27 protein-coding genes are annotated in these 19903 nt (G+C 40.0%); all 27 read left to right on the top strand.

Annotated features, from left to right (window positions below):
- Nucleotides 1-12 precede the first annotated feature (12 nt).
- The 27 genes from hslO to rplR all read left to right on the top strand — a co-directional run bounded on the left by hslO (nt 13) and on the right by rplR (nt 19900).
- On the top strand, nt 13-891 hold the full coding sequence (gene hslO / locus OW157_RS07445) for an Hsp33 family molecular chaperone HslO (protein ID WP_268752745.1): 879 nt from the start codon (nt 13-15) through the stop codon (nt 889-891).
- A gap of 151 nt (nt 892-1042) precedes the next feature.
- Nucleotides 1043-1966 carry a cysteine synthase A gene (gene cysK, locus OW157_RS07440; protein WP_268752662.1) on the top strand — a complete coding sequence of 308 codons (924 nt, stop codon included), beginning with the start codon at nt 1043-1045 and terminating at the stop codon, nt 1964-1966.
- 331 nt (nt 1967-2297) lie between these two features.
- Complete coding sequence (gene lysS / locus OW157_RS07435) at nt 2298-3812, top strand: lysine--tRNA ligase (protein WP_268752663.1); 1515 nt, start codon at nt 2298-2300, stop codon at nt 3810-3812.
- 220 nt (nt 3813-4032) lie between these two features.
- Nucleotides 4033-5238, top strand: coding sequence for a dicarboxylate/amino acid:cation symporter (locus OW157_RS07430; protein WP_268752664.1), 1206 nt, complete (start codon nt 4033-4035; stop codon nt 5236-5238).
- A gap of 355 nt (nt 5239-5593) precedes the next feature.
- Nucleotides 5594-6793: a cation:dicarboxylate symporter family transporter gene (locus OW157_RS07425; RefSeq protein WP_268752665.1), complete on the top strand. Its 1200-nt coding sequence runs from the start codon at nt 5594-5596 to the stop codon at nt 6791-6793.
- A gap of 295 nt (nt 6794-7088) precedes the next feature.
- Entirely contained in the window at nt 7089-7502 is a 414-nt protein-coding gene (rpsL, locus tag OW157_RS07420; protein WP_268752666.1) for a 30S ribosomal protein S12, read from the top strand.
- A gap of 20 nt (nt 7503-7522) precedes the next feature.
- Nucleotides 7523-7993, top strand: a complete 471-nt coding sequence (gene rpsG / locus OW157_RS07415; RefSeq protein ID WP_268752667.1) for a 30S ribosomal protein S7 — start codon at nt 7523-7525, stop codon at nt 7991-7993.
- Nucleotides 7994-8104: 111 nt separating this feature from the next.
- Nucleotides 8105-10198, top strand: a complete 2094-nt coding sequence (gene fusA / locus OW157_RS07410) for an elongation factor G (protein WP_268752668.1) — start codon at nt 8105-8107, stop codon at nt 10196-10198.
- 168 nt (nt 10199-10366) lie between these two features.
- On the top strand, nt 10367-11554 hold the full coding sequence (gene tuf, locus OW157_RS07405; protein ID WP_268752669.1) for an elongation factor Tu: 1188 nt from the start codon (nt 10367-10369) through the stop codon (nt 11552-11554).
- A gap of 374 nt (nt 11555-11928) precedes the next feature.
- Complete coding sequence (gene rpsJ / locus OW157_RS07400; protein WP_268752670.1) at nt 11929-12237, top strand: 30S ribosomal protein S10; 309 nt, start codon at nt 11929-11931, stop codon at nt 12235-12237.
- 58 nt (nt 12238-12295) lie between these two features.
- On the top strand, nt 12296-12931 hold the full coding sequence (rplC, locus tag OW157_RS07395; protein WP_268752671.1) for a 50S ribosomal protein L3: 636 nt from the start codon (nt 12296-12298) through the stop codon (nt 12929-12931).
- 22 nt (nt 12932-12953) lie between these two features.
- A complete protein-coding gene (gene rplD / locus OW157_RS07390) occupies nt 12954-13577 on the top strand; it encodes a 50S ribosomal protein L4 (RefSeq protein WP_268752672.1) in 624 nt (207 codons plus the stop codon).
- Nucleotides 13577-13870 (top strand): 50S ribosomal protein L23, encoded by a 294-nt coding sequence (gene rplW, locus OW157_RS07385; protein ID WP_268752673.1) that lies wholly within the window; start codon nt 13577-13579, stop codon nt 13868-13870. Before rplD ends, rplW begins: the two co-directional genes overlap by 1 nt.
- 19 nt (nt 13871-13889) lie before the next feature.
- The gene (rplB, locus tag OW157_RS07380; protein ID WP_268752674.1) at nt 13890-14723 is read left to right on the top strand and encodes a 50S ribosomal protein L2; all 834 of its coding nucleotides are present in this window, start codon (nt 13890-13892) and stop codon (nt 14721-14723) included.
- Nucleotides 14724-14760: 37 nt separating this feature from the next.
- Complete coding sequence (gene rpsS, locus OW157_RS07375; RefSeq protein WP_268752675.1) at nt 14761-15039, top strand: 30S ribosomal protein S19; 279 nt, start codon at nt 14761-14763, stop codon at nt 15037-15039.
- A 21-nt stretch (nt 15040-15060) separates the two neighbouring features.
- On the top strand, nt 15061-15417 hold the full coding sequence (gene rplV, locus OW157_RS07370) for a 50S ribosomal protein L22 (protein WP_268752676.1): 357 nt from the start codon (nt 15061-15063) through the stop codon (nt 15415-15417).
- A 3-nt stretch (nt 15418-15420) separates the two neighbouring features.
- On the top strand, nt 15421-16071 hold the full coding sequence (gene rpsC / locus OW157_RS07365; RefSeq protein ID WP_268752677.1) for a 30S ribosomal protein S3: 651 nt from the start codon (nt 15421-15423) through the stop codon (nt 16069-16071).
- Between the two features lie 2 nt (nt 16072-16073).
- Nucleotides 16074-16502: a 50S ribosomal protein L16 gene (gene rplP, locus OW157_RS07360; RefSeq protein ID WP_268752678.1), complete on the top strand. Its 429-nt coding sequence runs from the start codon at nt 16074-16076 to the stop codon at nt 16500-16502.
- Nucleotides 16495-16692: a 50S ribosomal protein L29 gene (gene rpmC, locus OW157_RS07355; RefSeq protein WP_268752679.1), complete on the top strand. Its 198-nt coding sequence runs from the start codon at nt 16495-16497 to the stop codon at nt 16690-16692. The genes rplP and rpmC overlap by 8 nt, the downstream gene beginning before the upstream one ends.
- Nucleotides 16693-16716: 24 nt before the next feature.
- Complete coding sequence (gene rpsQ / locus OW157_RS07350) at nt 16717-16983, top strand: 30S ribosomal protein S17 (protein WP_417882753.1); 267 nt, start codon at nt 16717-16719, stop codon at nt 16981-16983.
- 27 nt (nt 16984-17010) lie between these two features.
- Nucleotides 17011-17379, top strand: a complete 369-nt coding sequence (rplN, locus tag OW157_RS07345) for a 50S ribosomal protein L14 (RefSeq protein WP_268752681.1) — start codon at nt 17011-17013, stop codon at nt 17377-17379.
- Nucleotides 17380-17409: 30 nt separating this feature from the next.
- Entirely contained in the window at nt 17410-17718 is a 309-nt protein-coding gene (rplX, locus tag OW157_RS07340; protein WP_268752682.1) for a 50S ribosomal protein L24, read from the top strand.
- Between the two features lie 22 nt (nt 17719-17740).
- A complete protein-coding gene (gene rplE, locus OW157_RS07335; protein WP_268752683.1) occupies nt 17741-18283 on the top strand; it encodes a 50S ribosomal protein L5 in 543 nt (180 codons plus the stop codon).
- A 23-nt stretch (nt 18284-18306) separates the two neighbouring features.
- Nucleotides 18307-18492, top strand: a complete 186-nt coding sequence (locus tag OW157_RS07330; RefSeq protein WP_268752684.1) for a type Z 30S ribosomal protein S14 — start codon at nt 18307-18309, stop codon at nt 18490-18492.
- 36 nt (nt 18493-18528) lie between these two features.
- Nucleotides 18529-18927 carry a 30S ribosomal protein S8 gene (gene rpsH / locus OW157_RS07325; RefSeq protein WP_268752685.1) on the top strand — a complete coding sequence of 133 codons (399 nt, stop codon included), beginning with the start codon at nt 18529-18531 and terminating at the stop codon, nt 18925-18927.
- 36 nt (nt 18928-18963) lie between these two features.
- Nucleotides 18964-19500: a 50S ribosomal protein L6 gene (gene rplF / locus OW157_RS07320; RefSeq protein WP_268752686.1), complete on the top strand. Its 537-nt coding sequence runs from the start codon at nt 18964-18966 to the stop codon at nt 19498-19500.
- A 43-nt stretch (nt 19501-19543) separates the two neighbouring features.
- The gene (gene rplR / locus OW157_RS07315) at nt 19544-19900 is read left to right on the top strand and encodes a 50S ribosomal protein L18 (protein ID WP_268752687.1); all 357 of its coding nucleotides are present in this window, start codon (nt 19544-19546) and stop codon (nt 19898-19900) included.
- The last annotated feature ends 3 nt before the right edge of the window (nt 19901-19903 follow it).

The raw sequence follows: 19903 nt of genomic DNA, 5'->3' as shown, positions 1-19903 counted from the left end.
TTTAAGGAGGAAATTATGAACAAATTAGTAAAAGCATTGGCTTTCGACGATACAATCCGAATTAGCTGCATGGATGCTTCTGACTTAGTTAGTCAAGCGCAAGTCAAACACGATACCTGGTCATCAGCTACTGCTGCTTTGGGGCGAACTTTGATTGGCGCAGCCTTAATGGGGGCAGATATTAAGGATGATAGTCGTTTATCAATCAAGATTCATGGCGATGGCCCCGCTGGACGAATTATAGCCGCTGCAGATGGCTCAGGTCATGTTAAGGGTTATATTGATACGCCACACCTATCCTTGCCTGCTAATGCTGATGATAAGATTGACGTGGCTAAAACGGTGGGAAGAAATGGCCAAGTCACAGTAAGCAAAGATTTAGGACTTAAAGAACCCTTTGTTGGCCAAAGCCCTATTATTTCCGGAGAAATTGCTGAGGATTTAACCTACTACTTGACAGTTTCTGAACAAACCCCTTCAGCTATTGGTCTAGGTGTCTTGGTAGGCCCTGATGAGAAGGTTATTAATGCTGGCGGGTGGATGATCCAAGTTATGCCTGGCGCGAGCGAAGAAACCATTAAGCAAATAGAAGCAGGAGTGAGCGCTGTTGCTCCCGTGACTGAATTATTAGACCAAGGCAAGAGCCCTGAAGATATTATTGCTCTTTTATTAGGCACCGACGACATCAAATACCTCGCAGAAAAGCAAGTTGGCTTCCAATGTGATTGTTCTAAAGAGCGCTTTGCAAAAGGATTAGCGAGTTTAGGAAAAGAAGAAATCGCTAGTATCATTCAGGAAGACGGCCAAGCCGAAACTGTTTGTCACTTCTGTAACAGCAAATATCACTTTGATAAAGAAGAGCTTGAAAATATTTATAAAAAAGCGAAATAATTGAAAACCGTGCTGCAAAGTAAGTCAACTAGTAACTGTGTCATGTTCTTTCAGCTTATAATTCTACAATGTAGTTTGTAAGCAGAATAGTTTACCCTACTTTAAATATCGTTTAAGATGAATTTAAATAAATTTGAAAAGAGGTATTTAAATGGTCAATATTGTAAATAACGTAACAGAATTAATTGGACAAACGCCTATGATTAAATTGCAACGATCATTACCCCACGATGCAGCAGATGTTTTTGTAAAATTAGAATCTTTTAATGCTGGTGGTAGTGTTAAGGATCGTATTGCTCTTAATATGGTTGAAGTTGCGGAACAAGAGGGTAAACTGAAAGCGGGCGACACAATTGTGGAAGCGACCTCTGGTAATACTGGTGTAGGTATTGCTATGGTTGCAGCCGCTAAAGGTTATAATGTTGAAATTTTCATGCCAGAAACTATGACTAAGGAACGTCAAGACCTTATGCGTGCTTATGGGGCTAAGATTAACTTAACTCCAGGTGAAGGTGGTATGAAAGAAGCCATTGCCCAAGCAGAAGCTAAGGCCAAAGAAGACGGCTATATTATGCTGTTCCAATTTGATAATGCCGCTAACCCAGCAGTCCATGAAGCAACCACTGGTCCAGAAATTGTTGAAGACTTAGGTGGCGCTCCTGATGCCTTCGTTGCTGGTGTAGGTACAGGGGGAACAATCACTGGTGTCGGTCATGCCCTACGCCAAGTGCGTTCTGATGTGCAGTTATTTGCAGTAGAACCAACTGAATCCGCTGTTTTAAGTGGGAACGAACCTGGCCAACATAAGATTCAAGGGATTGGGGCAGGTTTTGTGCCTAAAGTTTTAGACACTGACTTATATAACGAAATTATTCAAGTATCTACTGAAAAAGCTCAAGAAACCACTCGTATGATGGGAATTAATGAAGGCCTTCTCCTAGGTGTTTCATCTGGCGCTGCGATTGCTGGAGCCATTGAAGTTGCGAAAAGTTTAGGCAAAGGGAAACAAGTAGTGGTTGTCGCACCAGATACAGGTGAACGTTACTTATCCACTGGTGTTTTCTCAGCTGAATAAGGGTAAGAATCAATAAAAGTCGTTAAATTTCAATATTAGAGGCTGGGAAAAACTCCCAGCCTCTTTGTAATATATGGACATTAATCTCTTAGTCAGCTTCCCAAAACTCTCTGACGGCTACACGCTATCTTCAGTCTTTTGGTCCAACGATTCCGTCCTCCCGCTTTTCATCACACCCTTTAGCAGTGGGGAGGCACCTAGCTCCTAGGCTTTTCTTTTCAAGGAATATTTGGTAAAATAATGGCCGTATGCGACAAATTTACTTGCTTTTTGATTAGCGACTTGCGATGATTAGAGTAAGATTAAAAACTAAGGAAATGGAGAGTTATGCATGTCAGATGAATTACAACAAAATCATGACGAGCAATTAAATGATCAATTGCTAGTGCGTCGTGAAAAAATGGAAGAATTGCGTGCCAATGGAATTGATCCTTTTGCTTCTGGTTTCAAACGTGAAGACTTAGCCCAAGATATTCACGATGCTTATGAAACCTTTGATAAAGATCAGTTAAATGAAAAAGCAGCCAACGTTACTATTGCTGGTCGCTTGGTTTCTAAACGTGGAAAAGGGAAAGCAGGCTTTGGCCATATCCAAGATATGTCTGGACAAATGCAAATTTACGTCCGCCAAGATGGAGTTGGCGAAGAAGCTTACGATCATATTTGGCGTAAGGCTGACTTAGGGGACATTATTGGTGTAATTGGCCAAGTGATGCGGACCAATACGGGAGAGCTTTCTGTTAAGGCCAGTCAACTAGTCCACCTCACAAAGGCTTTGCGACCTTTACCTGATAAATATCATGGTTTAACTGATGTAGAACAAATTTACCGTCATCGTCATTTAGACTTAATTTCTAACCGGGATAGTTTTGATCGTTTTGTTAAACGTTCTCAAATTATTCGAGAAATTCGTCATTATTTAGATGACCAAGGCTACCTTGAAGTGGAAACCCCTGTCTTACATAATATTGCTGGGGGAGCCAATGCACGTCCGTTTATTACTCACCACAATGCTTTGGATATGGAGCTTTACATGCGTATCGCTCTAGAATTACACCTTAAACGTTTAGTTGTTGGGGGTATGGAAAAAGTTTATGAAATTGGCCGTGTCTTCCGTAATGAAGGGATTGATACGACTCATAACCCTGAATTTACTATGATTGAGGTATATACTGCCTACACCGCTATGTACGAAATTATGGATCTTATTGAAGGCCTCTTCCAACATGTAGCACAAAAAGTATTAGGTACAACTAGTATTACTTATGACGGTCAAAATGTTGAATTAGGTGGTCAATGGGCGCGTATTCATATGGTAGATGCGATCAAAGAAGCTACCGGTGTTGATTTCTGGGCTGAAATGACTGATGAAGAAGCCCGTCAATTAGCCAAAGAACATAATGTTAGCGTGGATGATCATGCCTCATTTGGTCATGTGGTTAATGAATTCTTTGAAGAATTTGTAGAAGATAAGTTAATTCAACCAACTTTCATTTATGGTCATCCAACTGCGGTATCACCATTAGCACGTAAGAATGAAAAAGATGGTCGTTTCACTGACCGTTTTGAGTTATTTATCGTAGGTGCTGAGTCAGGTAATGCCTTTACCGAGTTAACTGATCCAATCGACCAACGGGAACGTTTCGAAGCCCAAATGAAAGAAAAAGAATTGGGTAATGATGAAGCACATCCATTAGATGAAGACTTCTTAGAAACGCTTGAATCTGGTTTGCCACCAACAGGCGGATTAGGAATTGGGGTCGACCGAATGGTAATGTTATTGACTGATTCCCAATCTATCCGTGATGTCTTATTATTCCCAACTATGCGTAATATTGAAGATTAATCGTTAGACAACTAAAGAAAAAGAATTTCTATCACTCTTCCCAACTCCAGTGATTTTACTGGTTAATTGGGGAGAGTTTTTAGTTAAAAAAGCAAATGAAAATACGGCGTTCTGGCTAAATTGCGCTTGCGCTTCTGTTTTTGCCTAGGTATAATATGATGAATATCTGCTAATAAGCAATATTTTAAGTCTATAAAATGATTATATGGAGGTCCTTGTTATGGCGATTAAGAAGTTAGGCTTAGTTCCCCGGTTGTTGTTGGCAATTTTTTTGGGCATTATTTATGGTCAGTTAAAATTTTTGCCTAGTTTGTTCTTCACTATACCTGTTACCCTATCGGCCTTTTTCTCGGCTATTTTATCCTTCATTATTCCGCTAATGGTAGTGGCCTTCGTGGTGAGCGGTATTTCCGATTTGAGCGCAGGAGCAGGAAAGTTGTTGGGTTTAACGACAGGACTCTCTTATTTGTCGACAATTATCGGGGGAACGGTCACCTTAGTTGTAATTTCTTATCTTTTTCCTTTGATACTCAATCAGCAGACTGGTGAAATTACTGCAATTGAAGCCGCAATTGATCCGCTGTTTACTATTCCCTTAGAGCCCATCTTAGATGTCACTCAAGCCATTATATTAGCCTTCTTAATGGGGTTAGGTATCTCTTGGTTACGTCAGCAAGGCACTAATCGAGGAACAGTTATCCACCAATTTTTTGCTGATTTTTCTAATATTATTAGTTATTTGTTGAAATATTTGATTGTACCAGGTATCCCAATTTTTGTTTTTGGTAATTTTGTTAACTTGTCTTATTCAGGATCTGTCTTCTATGTTTTATCTGCCTTCTGGAAAGTTTACTTGATTATTTTGCTTTTACATTGGATTTATATGTTTGTTTGGTTTAGCGGTGCAGGGCTTTATTCTGGTAAGCAGCCTTTGCAGCTGATTAAAAACCAATTGCCCGCTTATTTGACTGCAGTAGGAACCCAATCATCGGCAGCGACAATCCCTATTAACTTAGAAACTGCTAAGAAAAATGGCGTGTCAGAAGTGATTCGTGATTTTGTGATTCCTTTCTGTGCAACTGCCCATATGTTAGGGTCAATTACGACTATTACGTCGATTGTTTATGCAGTATTGCTCCTAAATCAAATGCCAGTGAGCTTTGCTAGTTTCTTACCTTTTATTTTTGTTTTGGGTGTAGCTATGGTAGCGGCGCCAGGAGCACCAGGTGGGGCAATTATGTCAGCATTGCCATTTTTGGGTATGGTGGGAATCGATCCTAGTGGCACATTAGCGAGTTTACTGATTTCCCTGTATTTGACTCAGGATTCTTTTGGTACGGCCTTGAATATTTCTGGTGATAATGCCATTGCCTTAGTAGTTGATAAGATTTACCATAAGCATATTTTGAAAGATAGTATTGACTAAAAGGATGTGAGTTAATCGCATTAAGGGAGCGATTATATTGGAAGAAGACAAAAATGACAGACGCCATTTTGATGGCTCATTATGAACGGGAGTAAAGAGAGTGTTACTTTATCGCACTCTCTTTTTATTTTTCTAAATTTGCTATCGAAAATTATTAGTAGTTTTGAAAGAGGTTACTTTAATGATATGACGCCCAAATTCGCTAAGTGCTCGAAATGAATCGTGCTAATATAAGAAAAAAGTATGCTTGAATTTTCAGTCAATATATTCTAGGATTAATTAATAGTTTATGAAAATTATCTTATCACAAGCGTTTTTATCAATAATTTAGGGCTTGTTGGTTAGTGGAGGATTTATGAAAAAGCGACGTATTAAATTAACATTAATTCAAAAATTATTAATCGCAATAATAGCAGGGATTATTTATGGGCAAATGCATTTTTTACCAGAAATTTTCTTTGCTATACCGGTAACCATCTCAGCCTTTTTCTCATCTATTTTGAACTTTATCATTCCTTTAATGGTAGTGGCTTTTGTTGTGACAGGAATTGCTGACTTGACAGAAGGGGCGGGCAAGCTCCTAGGGTATACCACGGGAATTGCTTACTTATCAACTATTATTGGTGGAACAGCAACTATACTCATTGTTAGTCGTTTATTTCCACACTTTATTAATCCTGATGTAGTAAATATTGGTGAGTTAGAGGCTAAGATTGAACCTATTTTCACTATTCCCTTGGAGCCTATGTTAGACGTGACAGGAGCGATTGTGTTTGCCTTTATGATGGGTTTAGCTATGTCTTGGTTGCGTCAAAATCGCGAAGATGTTGGAGAGACTATCTATGCTTTCTTTAAAGATTTTTCTGCTTGCATTGCTTTTTTATTAGGCCATTTTGTCGTTCCAGGTATTCCGATTTTTGTTTTTGGTAACTTTGCTAACTTATCCTATTCAGGTTCAGTATTTAGTATCTTGTCGGTATTTTGGAAGGTTTATATTATTGTTCTTTTATTGCATTTTCTTTATTTAGTGGTTTGGTATGGGCTTGCAGGTGCTTATACTCACAAAAAACCTTGGCAATTGTTGAAAAATCAAGTGCCAGGTTACATGACGGCGGCAGCGACCCAATCTTCAGCAGCCACTATTCCAGTAAATCTTAAGATTGCCAAGAAGAATGGTGTATCAGAAAAAATTGCTAACTTTGTTATTCCTTTTGGTGCTACTGCTCACATTTTAGGATCTGTGACAACGATTGTATCAATAATATACGCTGTTCTATTATTAAATGGTTTACCCACTAGTATCTCTATGTTTATTCCCTTTATTTTCACCTTGGGAATTGCCATGGTAGCTGCTCCAGGAGCGCCAGGAGGTGGGATTATGTCTGCCTTACCTTATATTGGTATGGTTGGTTTAGATCCATCCGGTGCCACAGCAAGTTTATTGATTTCTCTCTATATGACTCAAGATAGTTTTGGGACCGCTACTAATGTGTCAGCAGATAATGCTATGGCACTGGTGATTGATAAACTTTATAATAAGTATTGGTCAAATTAATTATTCATGGAATCGAATAAATTTTTCTATCAAGTAAAGAGTGCTGGGGTTTTTCTTCCAGCCTTTTTATTTGTCTGATATTTTTTTGTAAAAAAGTTTGACTCAAGAGGGTAGTCGTGCTATTCTAATAAAGGTGCTTTTTGTGGACAGATTCCTGTAAACAAAAGACAGTCGTGCTGACTGGAACACAGAGCACAGAAAAAGAATTAACATTCTTTTTTTCTTTTTCGAAAAAATGGCACACCTGGATGTGTGGACTAAAAACTCCCGTAAAGGGAAAGGAGGAAAATAGTAAATGCCTACTATTAATCAATTAGTACGTAAGCCTCGTAAGAGTGTTAGCGAGAAATCAGACTCTCCAGCACTTGGTAAAGGCTACAACTCAATGAAGAAAAAATTCACTGATAACAACTCACCACAAAAACGTGGCGTTTGTACTCGTGTCGGAACCATGACACCTAAGAAACCGAACTCTGCCTTGCGTAAATACGCTCGTGTACGCTTGTCTAACATGATTGAAGTGACTGCCTATATCCCAGGTATTGGTCATAACCTACAAGAACACAGTGTTGTGCTTATCCGTGGTGGTCGTGTTAAGGACTTGCCAGGGGTTCGTTACCACATCGTTCGTGGTGCCCTAGATACAGCGGGTGTTAATGACCGTAAACAAAGCCGTTCTAAATACGGTGCTAAGAAACCTAAGAACTAATCAAGGAAGGAGGAGCATAAATGCCTCGTAAAGGACATGTGGCAAAACGTGATGTATTGCCTGACCCAATTTATAATTCAAAATTAGTCACTCGTTTAATTAACCGTATTATGGTTGATGGTAAACGTGGTGTTGCAGCAACTATCTTATATAACGCTTTTGACATGATCAAAGAAGAAACTGGTAATGACCCAATGGAAGTGTTTGAACAAGCCTTGGAAAACATTTCTCCAGTGTTAGAAGTTAAAGCTCGTCGTGTTGGGGGATCAAACTACCAAGTACCAATGGAAGTTCGCCCAGAACGTCGTCAAACCCTAGCTCTACGTTGGTTAGTTAACTACGCTCGCCTTCGTGGTGAAAACACAATGGAATTACGTTTAGCACGTGAAATTATGGATGCTGCCAATAACACTGGTGCAGCTGTAAGAAAACGTGAAGAAACTCACCGTATGGCAGAAGCCAACAAAGCTTTCGCTCACTTCCGTTGGTAATACGTTTTTTAGAAAAACCCAATTTTGGGGTGTATCTCAGGTTCCTATTCCTATATAATGAATGAGGAACACCAAATAAACGTAATTTTAATGATAAAGGAGTAAGGATTAATGGCTAAAAGAGACTTCCCTCTTGAGAAAACAAGAAATATCGGAATCATGGCCCACATCGATGCTGGTAAGACTACGACAACTGAACGTATCTTGTACTATACCGGTAAGATCCATAAAATTGGTGAAACTCACGATGGTGGCTCACAAATGGACTGGATGGAGCAAGAACAAGAACGTGGTATTACCATTACATCTGCAGCGACAACTGCTCAATGGAATGGTCACCGTGTTAACATCATCGATACTCCAGGACACGTAGACTTCACAGTCGAAGTTGAACGTTCTCTACGGGTACTTGACGGTTCTGTTGCCTTACTTGATGCCCAATCAGGTGTTGAACCACAAACTGAAACAGTATGGCGTCAAGCAACAACTTACCGTGTTCCACGGATTGTTTTTGTTAACAAAATGGATAAATTAGGTGCGAACTTCTTATATTCTGTAGATACTCTACATGAACGTTTACAAGCTAATGCTCATCCAGTACAATTACCAATTGGTGCTGAAGATGAATTCGAAGGTATCATTGACTTGGTGACTATGAAGGCCGAAATTTATACTTCAGATGACGGTTCAACTTATGAAGAACGCGACATCCCTGAATCATACCAAGAAGAAGCTGAAAAATGGCGTACAAACCTTATCGAAGCAATTGCTGATGTCAATGAAGACATTATGATGCAATACCTTGAAGGGGAAGAAATTTCTGTTGAAGAATTGAAAGCAGCTATTCGTCAAGCAACATGTGACGTTGAGTTCTACCCAGTTTACTGTGGTTCTGCCTTCAAGAACAAAGGGGTACAATTGATGCTAGATGGTGTTATCGACTATCTACCAGCACCAACTGACGTTCCTCCTATTGTGGGACATCGTGCTGATGATCCAGAAGCAGAAATCGAAGTACGCGCTAACGATGATTCACCATTCTCTGCGCTAGCCTTCAAAGTAATGACTGACCCATTCGTAGGTCGTCTAACTTTCTTCCGTGTTTATTCTGGTACCTTGCAATCTGGATCTTATATCCAAAATGCATCCAAAGATAAACGTGAACGTGTGGGACGTATCCTGTTGATGCATGCCAACTCACGTTCTGAGGTTGACCAAGTCTTCTCTGGTGACATTGCAGCTGCAGTAGGACTTAAAGACACTGGTACTGGTGACACCCTATGTGACACTGACAACCAAGTGATCTTGGAATCAATGGAATTCCCTGAACCAGTTATCGAAGTTGCTATCGAACCTTCAACTAAAGCTGACCAAGATAAAATGTCAATTGCTCTTGGTAAGCTAGCTGAAGAAGACCCTACATTCAGAGCAACAACTAACCACGAAACAGGCCAAACTGTTATCGCCGGTATGGGTGAATTGCACTTGGATATCATTGTTGACCGGTTGAAACGTGAATTTAACGTTGAAGCAACTGTTGGGGCACCACAAGTGTCTTACCGTGAAACATTCACAGTACCAACCCAAGCGCAAGGTAAATTTGTTCGTCAATCAGGTGGTAAAGGTCAATATGGTGACGTTTGGATTGAATTTACTCCTAACGAAGAAGGAGCAGGATTCGAATTCGAAAACGCCATCGTCGGTGGGGTAGTGCCAAAAGACTATATCCCAGCTGTTGAATCTGGACTTAAAGATGCGCTTGAAAATGGTGTCATTGCTGGCTTCCCAATGGTTGATATCAAGGCCAAACTATATGATGGTTCATACCATGATGTCGACTCATCTGAAACAGCCTTCAAGGTTGCTGCTTCATTAGCTCTACGGAATGCAGCCAAGAAAGCTGAACCAGCTATCCTTGAACCAATGATGAAGGTTGACATCCTAGTTCCTGAAGAATACCTAGGCGACGTTATGGGACATGTTTCTGCTCGTCGTGGACGTATCGAAGGACAAGAACCTCGTGGTAATGCCTTAATGATTCATTCATTGGTACCATTATCAGAAATGTTCGGTTATGCAACAACCTTGCGTTCAGCCACTCAAGGACGCGGTACTTTCACAATGACATTTGATCACTATGAACCAGTACCAAAATCTATTGAAGCTGAAATTGTGAAACAATACGGTTCACAAAGCCAAGAATAATTTAACCAGTTAATGGTCGTCAGCAGAGACCCAGTATTCTCTGCTGATGATAATTAAAGCAAGGCTTTAAGCTAGTCTTAGCCTTGATTTTTATAGGGCCTTTCCCTATAATGTACTTATGGAAATCTTTGTATAAAGATAATTTCAATTCTTAGGAGGAATTTACAAATGGCAAAAGAAAAATACGAACGTACCAAACCCCATGTTAATATTGGGACATTAGGACACGTTGACCACGGTAAAACTACTTTATCTGCAGCTATCGCAACTGTTTTAGCTAAAAATGGTTTTGGTGAAGCTAAAGACTACGCTTCAATCGATAACGCTCCAGAAGAAAAAGAACGTGGAATCACAATCAATACTTCTCATATCGAGTATGAAACAGCTAACCGTCACTACGCTCATATCGATGCGCCAGGACACGCGGACTACGTTAAGAACATGATCACTGGTGCAGCTCAAATGGACGGTGCGATCTTAGTTGTATCTGCAGCTGATGGTCCAATGCCACAAACTCGTGAACATATCCTATTGGCTGGTCAAGTAGGGGTACCTTACTTCGTAGTATTCTTAAACAAATCAGACATGGTTGATGACGAAGAATTAATCGAATTGGTTGAAATGGAAGTTCGTGACTTGTTATCTGAATACGATTACCCAGGAGACGATGTTCCTGTAATCGTTGGTTCAGCTCTTAAAGCCCTTGAAGGTGATGAAGAACAAGAACAAAACATTCTTGACTTAATGGAAGCAGTTGACGAATACATTCCAGAACCAGACCGTGAAACTGACAAACCATTCATGATGCCAGTCGAAGACGTGTTCTCAATCACTGGTCGTGGTACAGTTGCTACTGGTCGTGTAGAACGTGGACAAGTTAAAGTCGGTGACGAAGTTGAAATCGTTGGTATCGCTGAAGAAACTAACAAAACAACTGTTACTGGTGTGGAAATGTTCCGTAAACAAATGGAATCAGCTGAAGCTGGTGACAACATCGGTGCATTGCTACGTGGTGTAACTCGTGATCATATCGAACGTGGACAAGTATTGGCTGAACCTGGCTCAATTACTCCACATAAGAAATTCTCTGCTGAAGTTTATGTATTAAGCAAAGAAGAAGGTGGACGTCATACACCATTCTTAACTAACTACCGTCCTCAATTCTACTTCCGTACTACAGACATCACTGGTGTAGTAATCTTACCAGACGATGTACAAATGGTTATGCCTGGTGACAACGTTACTATGGACGTTGAATTAATTCACCCAATCGCTATCGAAGACGGAACTAAGTTCTCTATCCGTGAAGGTGGACGTACTGTAGGTGCCGGTGTAGTTACTGAAATTAAAGAATAATTCTAACTAAATTACTTAGTTAATTAAAAGGCTTGAGACTTGGTCTCAAGCCTTTTTTTCTTGGCTCGGTACGGCTGAAAGAGGGACTTGTTTCCGAAATTGAATAATGATACACTAGGTAGCGTTGACATGGAAAAGCAGAATTGAAAAAAATAGAAAAAACAATAGAAAAGCCTTGATTTCAAACTTTAATTCCTGTATACTATCAAGAGTGCTGTTTTTATGACAGTCACTTGATTTGAGAACAAACGTTGTTAAATCAAGGAGCTTTGATGCGTAAGGTTGCGACACACCCGGGAGCATTGCCATTGGGGTGCGCCGGTTTTTACGCGGAGCAAGTCAAATTATTAAATTGTGACGAGGAGGAAAAAGTCATGGCAAAACAAAAAATTCGTATTCGTTTAAAAGCATACGAACATCGCGCATTAGATCAGTCAGCAAGCAAAATTGTTGAAACTGCAAAACGTACAGGTGCAGACGTTTCTGGTCCAGTACCATTACCAACAGAACGTTCATTGTTCACTGTAATTCGTTCACCACATAAATATAAAGATTCACGTGAACAATTCGAAATGCGTACTCACAAACGTCTAGTAGACATCGTTAACCCAACACCAAAAACAGTTGACGCCTTAATGAAACTAGACTTACCATCAGGCGTTGATATTGAAATCAAACTATAATATCAGCATATAAATTAGTTAACCCAATATATAAAAATAAATTAACGGAGGTGTACTCATGACTAAAGGAATCTTAGGTAAAAAAGTAGGTATGACACAATTCTTTACTGAATCAGGTGAATTAATCCCTGTAACAGTTGTTGAAGCAACAGCAAATGTTGTATTGCAAAAGAAAACTGCTGAAACAGATGGCTATGAAGCAATCCAATTAGGCTTCGACGACAAACGTGAAGTGTTATCAAACAAACCTGCTAAAGGTCATGTAGCAAAAGCAGAAACGACTCCTAAGCGCTTCATTAAAGAAATTAGAGATGTTGAGCTGGGAGAATATGAAGTAGGAAACGAAGTAACAGTTGATATTTTCCAAGCTGGAGACATCGTAGATGTCACAGGTACATCAAAAGGTAAAGGTTTCCAAGGGGCTATCAAACGTCATAACCAAGCACGTGGACCAATGGGACACGGTTCTCATTACCACCGCGCACCAGGTTCAATGGGTATGGCATCAGATGCTTCTAAAGTATTTAAAGGAAAAGCCTTGCCAGGACGTATGGGTGGCAACCAAGTAACGATTCAAAACTTAGAAATCGTTAAAGTTGATGCCGACCGCAACGTTATCTTAATTAAAGGGAATGTTCCCGGAGCTAAGAAATCATTATTACAAATTGAATCAGCAGTTAAAGCTGGCGAATAAATGAGGAAGGAGGAAATTATTCATGACTTCAGTTAAATTATTTAAACAAGACGGTTCAGAAAACGGACAAATCGAATTAAACGATGATGTATTTGCTATTGAACCTAATGAACATGCAGTATATGACGTGATTGTTCAACAACGTGCTTCTTTACGTCAAGGGACTCACTCAGTGAAGAACCGTTCAGCCGTTCGCGGTGGTGGACGTAAACCATGGCGTCAAAAAGGTACTGGTCGTGCACGTCAAGGATCTATCCGTTCTCCTCAATGGGTCGGCGGTGGACGCGCGTTTGGACCAACTCCACGCTCATACACTTACAAATTACCACGTAAGGTACGTCGCTTAGCACTTCGTTCAGTATTATCTGAAAAAGTTGCCAACGAAAATCTTGTGGTAGTTGATGCTTTGTCATTTGACGCACCAAAAACGAAAGCATTCCAAGAAGTATTAGCAAACTTAAATGTTGATACTAAAGTATTGGTTGTAATTGATAAGGACAACGAAAACGCTGAATTATCAGCTCGTAACATTGCAAATGTTACTTTAGTTGATGAAAACAACGTCAACGTGTTAGATCTCGTTAACAACGAAAAAGTTATCATTACACAATCAGCACTTTCTAAGGTAGAGGAGGTACTGGCATAATGTTGGCACAAGAAATTATTATCCGTCCCATCATTACAGAACAATCTATGATGGCTATGGAAGACAACAAATATACCTTCGAAGTTGACCGGCGCGCTAATAAAACAGAAGTTAAGCAAGCCGTAGAAGAACTCTTCGATGTAAAAGTAGAAAAAGTAAACATCTTAAACGTACGCGGAAAATTAAAACGTATGGGACGTTACGCAGGCTTCACTCGTAAACGTCGTAAAGCAGTCGTGAAAGTTGCTGAAGGTCAATCTATCGAAATCTTCGGCGCAGACGACGCAGAATAATAGATAGGAGGACATCAACGTGGCGGTAAAAAAATATAAAGCGACTACAAATGGTCGTCGTAATATGTCTGGCTACGATTTTGCAGAAGTAACAAAATCTCAACCAGAAAAGTCATTATTAGAGTCACAGAGCAAACGTGCCGGCCGTAATAATAACGGACGCATTACTGTTCGTCACCATGGTGGGGGACACAAGCAAGCTTACCGTGTAATTGACTTTAAACGTAACAAAGATAATGTTGAAGGTGTCGTTAAGGCAATCGAATACGATCCAAACCGGACTGCTAACATTGCTTTAATCCATTACACAGACGGTATTAAAACTTACATCATTGCGCCAAAAGGCTTAAAAGTCGGTGACAGAATTCAATCAGGTAAGGACGCTGACATCAAAGTTGGTAACGCCCTACAATTGAAAGACATCCCAGTTGGTACAATGGTTCACAATATTGAAACTAAACCTGGTAAAGGTGGCCAATTGATTCGTTCAGCTGGTACCCGCGCTCAAGTTCTAGGTAAAGAAGACAAATATGTCTTAGTTAAATTAAACTCTGGTGAAAGTCGTTTAATCTTAGGTACTTGCCGTGCAACAATCGGTACTGTTGGTAATGAACAACACGAATTGATTAATGTTGGTAAAGCAGGTCGTAAACGTTGGTTAGGCAAACGTCCTACTGTTCGTGGATCTGTAATGAACCCTAACGATCACCCACACGGTGGTGGTGAAGGTAAAGCACCAATCGGTCGTCCATCTCCTATGACACCTTGGGGCAAACCAGCTCGTGGTATTAAGACACGTAATAAGAACGCACGTAGCAACAAGCTAATCGTTCGTCGTCGTAACAATAAGTAATCACTTTAAATAGGATAAGCGAAAGGAGCCAGAACTAATGAGCCGTAGCTTGAAAAAAGGACCTTTTTGTGATGACCATTTAATGAAAAAAGTGGTTGCACAACAAGACAATGAAAAGAAACAAGTTATTAAAACTTGGTCACGTCGGTCAACAATCTTCCCTAACTTTATTGGGTTAACGATTGCTGTTTACGACGGACGTAAACATGTACCAGTTTATATCCAAGAAGACATGGTAGGACATAAACTAGGAGAATTTGTACCAACTCGTACTTACCGTGGCCACGGAGGCGACGATAAGAAGACTGGTCGTTAATCTGAGGGGAGGAAATAAATAATGGCAGAACAAATTACATCTGCAAAGGCAACTGCAAAAACAGTTCGAATTCCAGCGCGTAAAGCACGTTTAGTTATCGACTTAATTCGTAACAAGCCAGTAGCTGAAGCTGTTGCAATTCTAAAATTCACTCCTCGTGCAGCATCTCCTGTAATCGAGAAAGTGTTAATGTCAGCAATTGCTAATGCAGAAAACAATTTCGAATTAGATCCAGCAAAACTTGTAGTAAGCGAAGCTTATGTCAATGAAGGACCAACAATGAAACGTTTCCGTCCTCGGGCAAAAGGATCCGCTTCTCGTATCAATAAACGCACAAGCCACATCACAGTGGTAGTCGCTGAGGCAGAGGAGGAATAATTAGTGGGACAAAAAATTAATCCTACCGGTTTGCGTATCGGAGTTATCAAAGACTGGGACGCACGCTGGTATGCAGAAAAAGACTATGCAGACAAGCTCCATGAAGATATTGCAATTCGTGAATATATCCAAAGCACACTAAGTGACGCTTCTGTTTCACAAATTGAAATCGAACGAGCTGCAAACAAAGTTAACGTGAATATCCACACTGCTAAACCTGGGATGGTTATCGGTAAAGGTGGATCCGAAGTTGATGCCTTGCGTAAAGCTTTAGGGCAATTAACTGGTAAAATGGTTCATGTTAATATTATTGAAGTTAAAAAACCTGAATTAGACGCTAAATTAGTTGGTGAATCAATCGCTCAACAACTTGAAAATCGTGTAGCTTTCCGTCGGGCACAAAAACAAGCCATCCAACGGACAATGAAAGCAGGCGCTAAAGGGGTTAAAGTACAAATTTCTGGCCGTTTAAACGGTGCTGATATGGCACGTAGCGAAACTTATGTAGAAGGAACTGTTCCATTACATACTCTTCGTGCTGATATCGACTACGCATGGGAAGAAGCCGACACAACTTACGGTAAGATCGGTATTAAAACATGGATTTGCCGCGGTGAAGTTCTTCCTACAAAAAATACGAATGAGGAGGATTAAGCATGTTAGTACCAAAACGTGTAAAACATAGACGTGAATTCCGCGGTAAAATGCGCGGAGAAGCTAAAGGCGGTAAAGAAATCGCTTATGGTGAATACGGCTTACAAGCTTTAGATTCAAAATGGATTACTAACCGTCAAATTGAATCAGCTCGTATCGCAATGACACGCTACATGAAACGTGGTGGGAAAGTATGGATTAAAATCTTCCCACACAAATCATACACTGCTAAAGCAATCGGTGTTCGTATGGGTTCTGGTAAAGGGGCTCCAGAAGGCTGGGTTGCACCAGTGAAACGTGGTAAAATCTTGTTTGAAGTTGCAGGTGTTCCTGAAGAAGTAGCCAAAGAAGCCCTTCGTTTAGCTTCCCATAAATTACCTATCCGGACCAAAATTGTAAAACGTGAAATTGGTGGTGAATCGAATGAGTAAATTTACAGAAATTAAAGATCTATCCACTGCTGAACTAAATGCCAAAGAGCAAGAATATAGACAAGAACTATTTAACTTACGATTCCAATTGGCTACCGGTCAATTAGAAAATACAGCTCGAATTAAGCAAGTACGTAAAGAAATTGCTCGGGTAAAAACCGCTTTACGTCAAAGCGAATTAGCGCAATAGTAATCAGTAAAGGAGGAAATTCCAATCATGACAGAACGTAACGACCGTAAAGTTCTTCAAGGACGCGTTGTTTCTGACAAAATGGAGAAAACAATTGTTGTCCAAGTAGATACGTTCAAATTCCACCCAACTTACGGAAAACGTATCAAATACTCAAAAAAATATAAAGCACATGATGAAAACAATTCAGCTAAGAATGGCGATATTGTTCGGATTATGGAAACTCGTCCATTATCAAAAGACAAATATTTCCGTCTAGTAGATATTGTTGAAGAATCAGTAATTATCTAATCACAAACTGGAAGGAGGATACCATAGATGATTCAAACAGAAACTCGCTTAAAAGTGGCAGATAACTCTGGTGCGCGTGAAGTTTTAACAATTAGTGTTTTAGGTGGTTCAGGACGTAAAACAGCTAACATTGGTGATGTGATCGTTGCAAGTGTGAAAAATGCTACACCCGGTGGCGTTGTCAAAAAAGGTGAAGTTGTTAAAGCCGTAATCGTTCGTACTAAGAGCGGTGTTCGTCGTTCAGACGGTTCTTACATCAAGTTTGACGAAAATGCCTGCGTAATTATTCGCGATGACAAATCTCCGCGCGGTACTCGTATCTTTGGTCCAGTTGCACGTGAATTACGTGATAACGACTACATGCGTATCATTTCACTTGCTCCAGAAGTACTATAAGAAACGATCAGAATAGGGAGGTGCCCATTAATGCGAATCAAAACTGGTGATACAGTAGTTGTCATTTCAGGTAAAGACAAAGGCACTGAAGGTGTTGTTAAACAAGCTTTACCGAAACAAGACAAAGTAATTGTTGAAGGTGTAAATATCGTAAAAAAACATGAACGGCCAACTCAATTAAATCCAAATGGTGGAATTAACGAAGTTGAAGCACCAATTCATGTTTCAAATGTTCAATTAGTTGACCCTAAAACAGGGGAAGCCACTCGTGTCGGTGTTGAAGTTCGTGACGGCAAACGTGTACGCGTTGCCCGTAAATCCGGCGAAGTTTTAGATTAATCGGGAAGGAGGACGCATAGTAATGGCTAATCGTTTACAAGAAAAATACAAAAATGAAGTAGTTCCTTCATTAGTAGAAAAATTTAACTATAGCTCAGTAATGCAAGCACCAAAAGTTGAAAAAATTGTTATCAACATGGGTGTTGGTGATGCAGTATCTAACGCTAAAAACCTTGAAGCAGCGGTTGACGAATTAACATTAATTTCTGGACAAAAACCAGTAATTACATCTGCTAAGAAATCAATTGCCGGCTTCCGTTTACGTGAAGGTATGCCTATTGGTACTAAAGTAACCTTGCGTGGTGAACGCATGTTTGACTTCTTAGACAAACTTGTTTCTGTTTCACTTCCTCGTGTTCGTGACTTCCGCGGAATTAGCAAACGTTCATTCGACGGACGTGGTAACTACACATTAGGTATCCGTGAACAATTGATTTTCCCAGAAATCGACTTTGATGATGTAAACAAAGTACGTGGTATGGATATTGTTATTGTAACCACTGCTAACACAGACGAAGAATCAAAAGAATTACTAACTCAATTAGGAATGCCATTCCAAAAATAAGTCTATAAGGAGGCGGAATTAACTTGGCTAAAAAATCTATGATTGCTAAAAGCAAACGTACACCAAAATACTCTACCCAAGCCTACACACGTTGTGAAAGATGTGGACGTCCACATTCAGTTTACCGTAAATTTAAACTTTGCCGTGTTTGCCTTCGTGAACTTGCCTATAAAGGACAAATTCCTGGAGTTAAAAAAGCAAGCTGGTAGAATTTAAAACACAAGACGAAGGAGGGTATACTCGTAATGGTTATGACAGATCCAATTGCTGACTTTTTGACACGTATTCGTAACGCGAACTTAGTCCGTCACGAATCTTTCGAAAGTCCAGCGTCTAAAATGAAAGTAAACATTGCTAAAATCCTTAAAGAAGAAGGATATATCAAAGACTATGAAGTCATTGAAGATGATAAACAAGGTGTCATCCGCGTATTCATGAAATACACTAAAGACAACCGTCGTGTTATCACTAACTTAAAACGTATTTCTAAACCAGGACTACGTGTTTACGCAAACAGCGAAGAAATGCCAAAAGTATTAAATGGCTTAGGAATCGCTATTGTTTCAACTTCTGAAGGTGTAATCACTGATAAAGAAGCACGTGCTAAAAATGTTGGTGGCGAAGTAGTCGCTTACGTTTGGTAATATATAAAAAAAGAGAAAGAAAGAGGTGCAGGCTAGATGTCTCGTATTGGTAATCGACCAGTAGAACTCCCTAGTAACGTAACCTTAGACATTGATGGTAATACAGTTACTGTTAAAGGTCCTAAAGGTGAATTGACTCAGACTTTTAGTCCAGTCATTGAAATGAAAGTTGACGACAACATTGTCACATTCGAACGTCCTAACGATAACAAAGCCGTACGTTCTATCCACGGAACCACACGAGCTTTATTCAACAACATGGTTGTTGGTGTATCTGAAGGATTTACTAAAGAACTTGAAATGGTTGGGGTTGGATACCGGGCACAAATGTCAGGTGACAAATTAGTGGTAAACGTTGGTTTATCTCATCCCGTTGAATTTGAAGTTCCAGAAGGAATCGAAATCGAAGTGCCTTCAAATACACAAATTAAGGTAAAAGGGATCAGCAAAGAAGCTGTTGGCCAATTAGCGGCTGAAATCCGTGCTACTCGCTTACCAGAACCATACAAAGGTAAGGGTGTTCGTTACGTTGGTGAATATGTTCGCCGCAAAGAAGGTAAAACAGGTAAATAATCGCGCCGCCTAAGCGCAATAGTAAAATAAAGAGGTGAAAATTTTGATTAGCAAACCAGATAAAAATCAATTACGTCAAAAACGTCACGCACGTGTACGTAGAAATCTTTCTGGAACAGCAGAGTGCCCACGCTTGAACGTTTTCCGTTCTAATAAACACATCTACGCGCAATTAATTGATGACGTAGCGGGTGTTACGCTTGCAAGCGCCTCTGATACAGAAGAAGCATTACAAGTTGGATCAAAAACAGAAAACGGTGCAGCGGTTGGTAAAGCAATTGCCGAACGCGCTAACCAAGCCAACGTAAAAACTGTTGTTTTTGACCGTGGCGGTTACTTATTCCACGGCCGTGTAAAAGCATTAGCTGATGCTGCACGCGAAAACGGATTAGAATTTTAGGAA

Origin of the sequence: Aerococcus kribbianus, assembly GCF_026805545.1 — a bacterium.
Taxonomy (GTDB): Bacteria; Bacillota; Bacilli; order Lactobacillales; family Aerococcaceae; genus Aerococcus; species Aerococcus kribbianus.
This window is presented reverse-complemented; position numbering and strand designations above follow the sequence as displayed.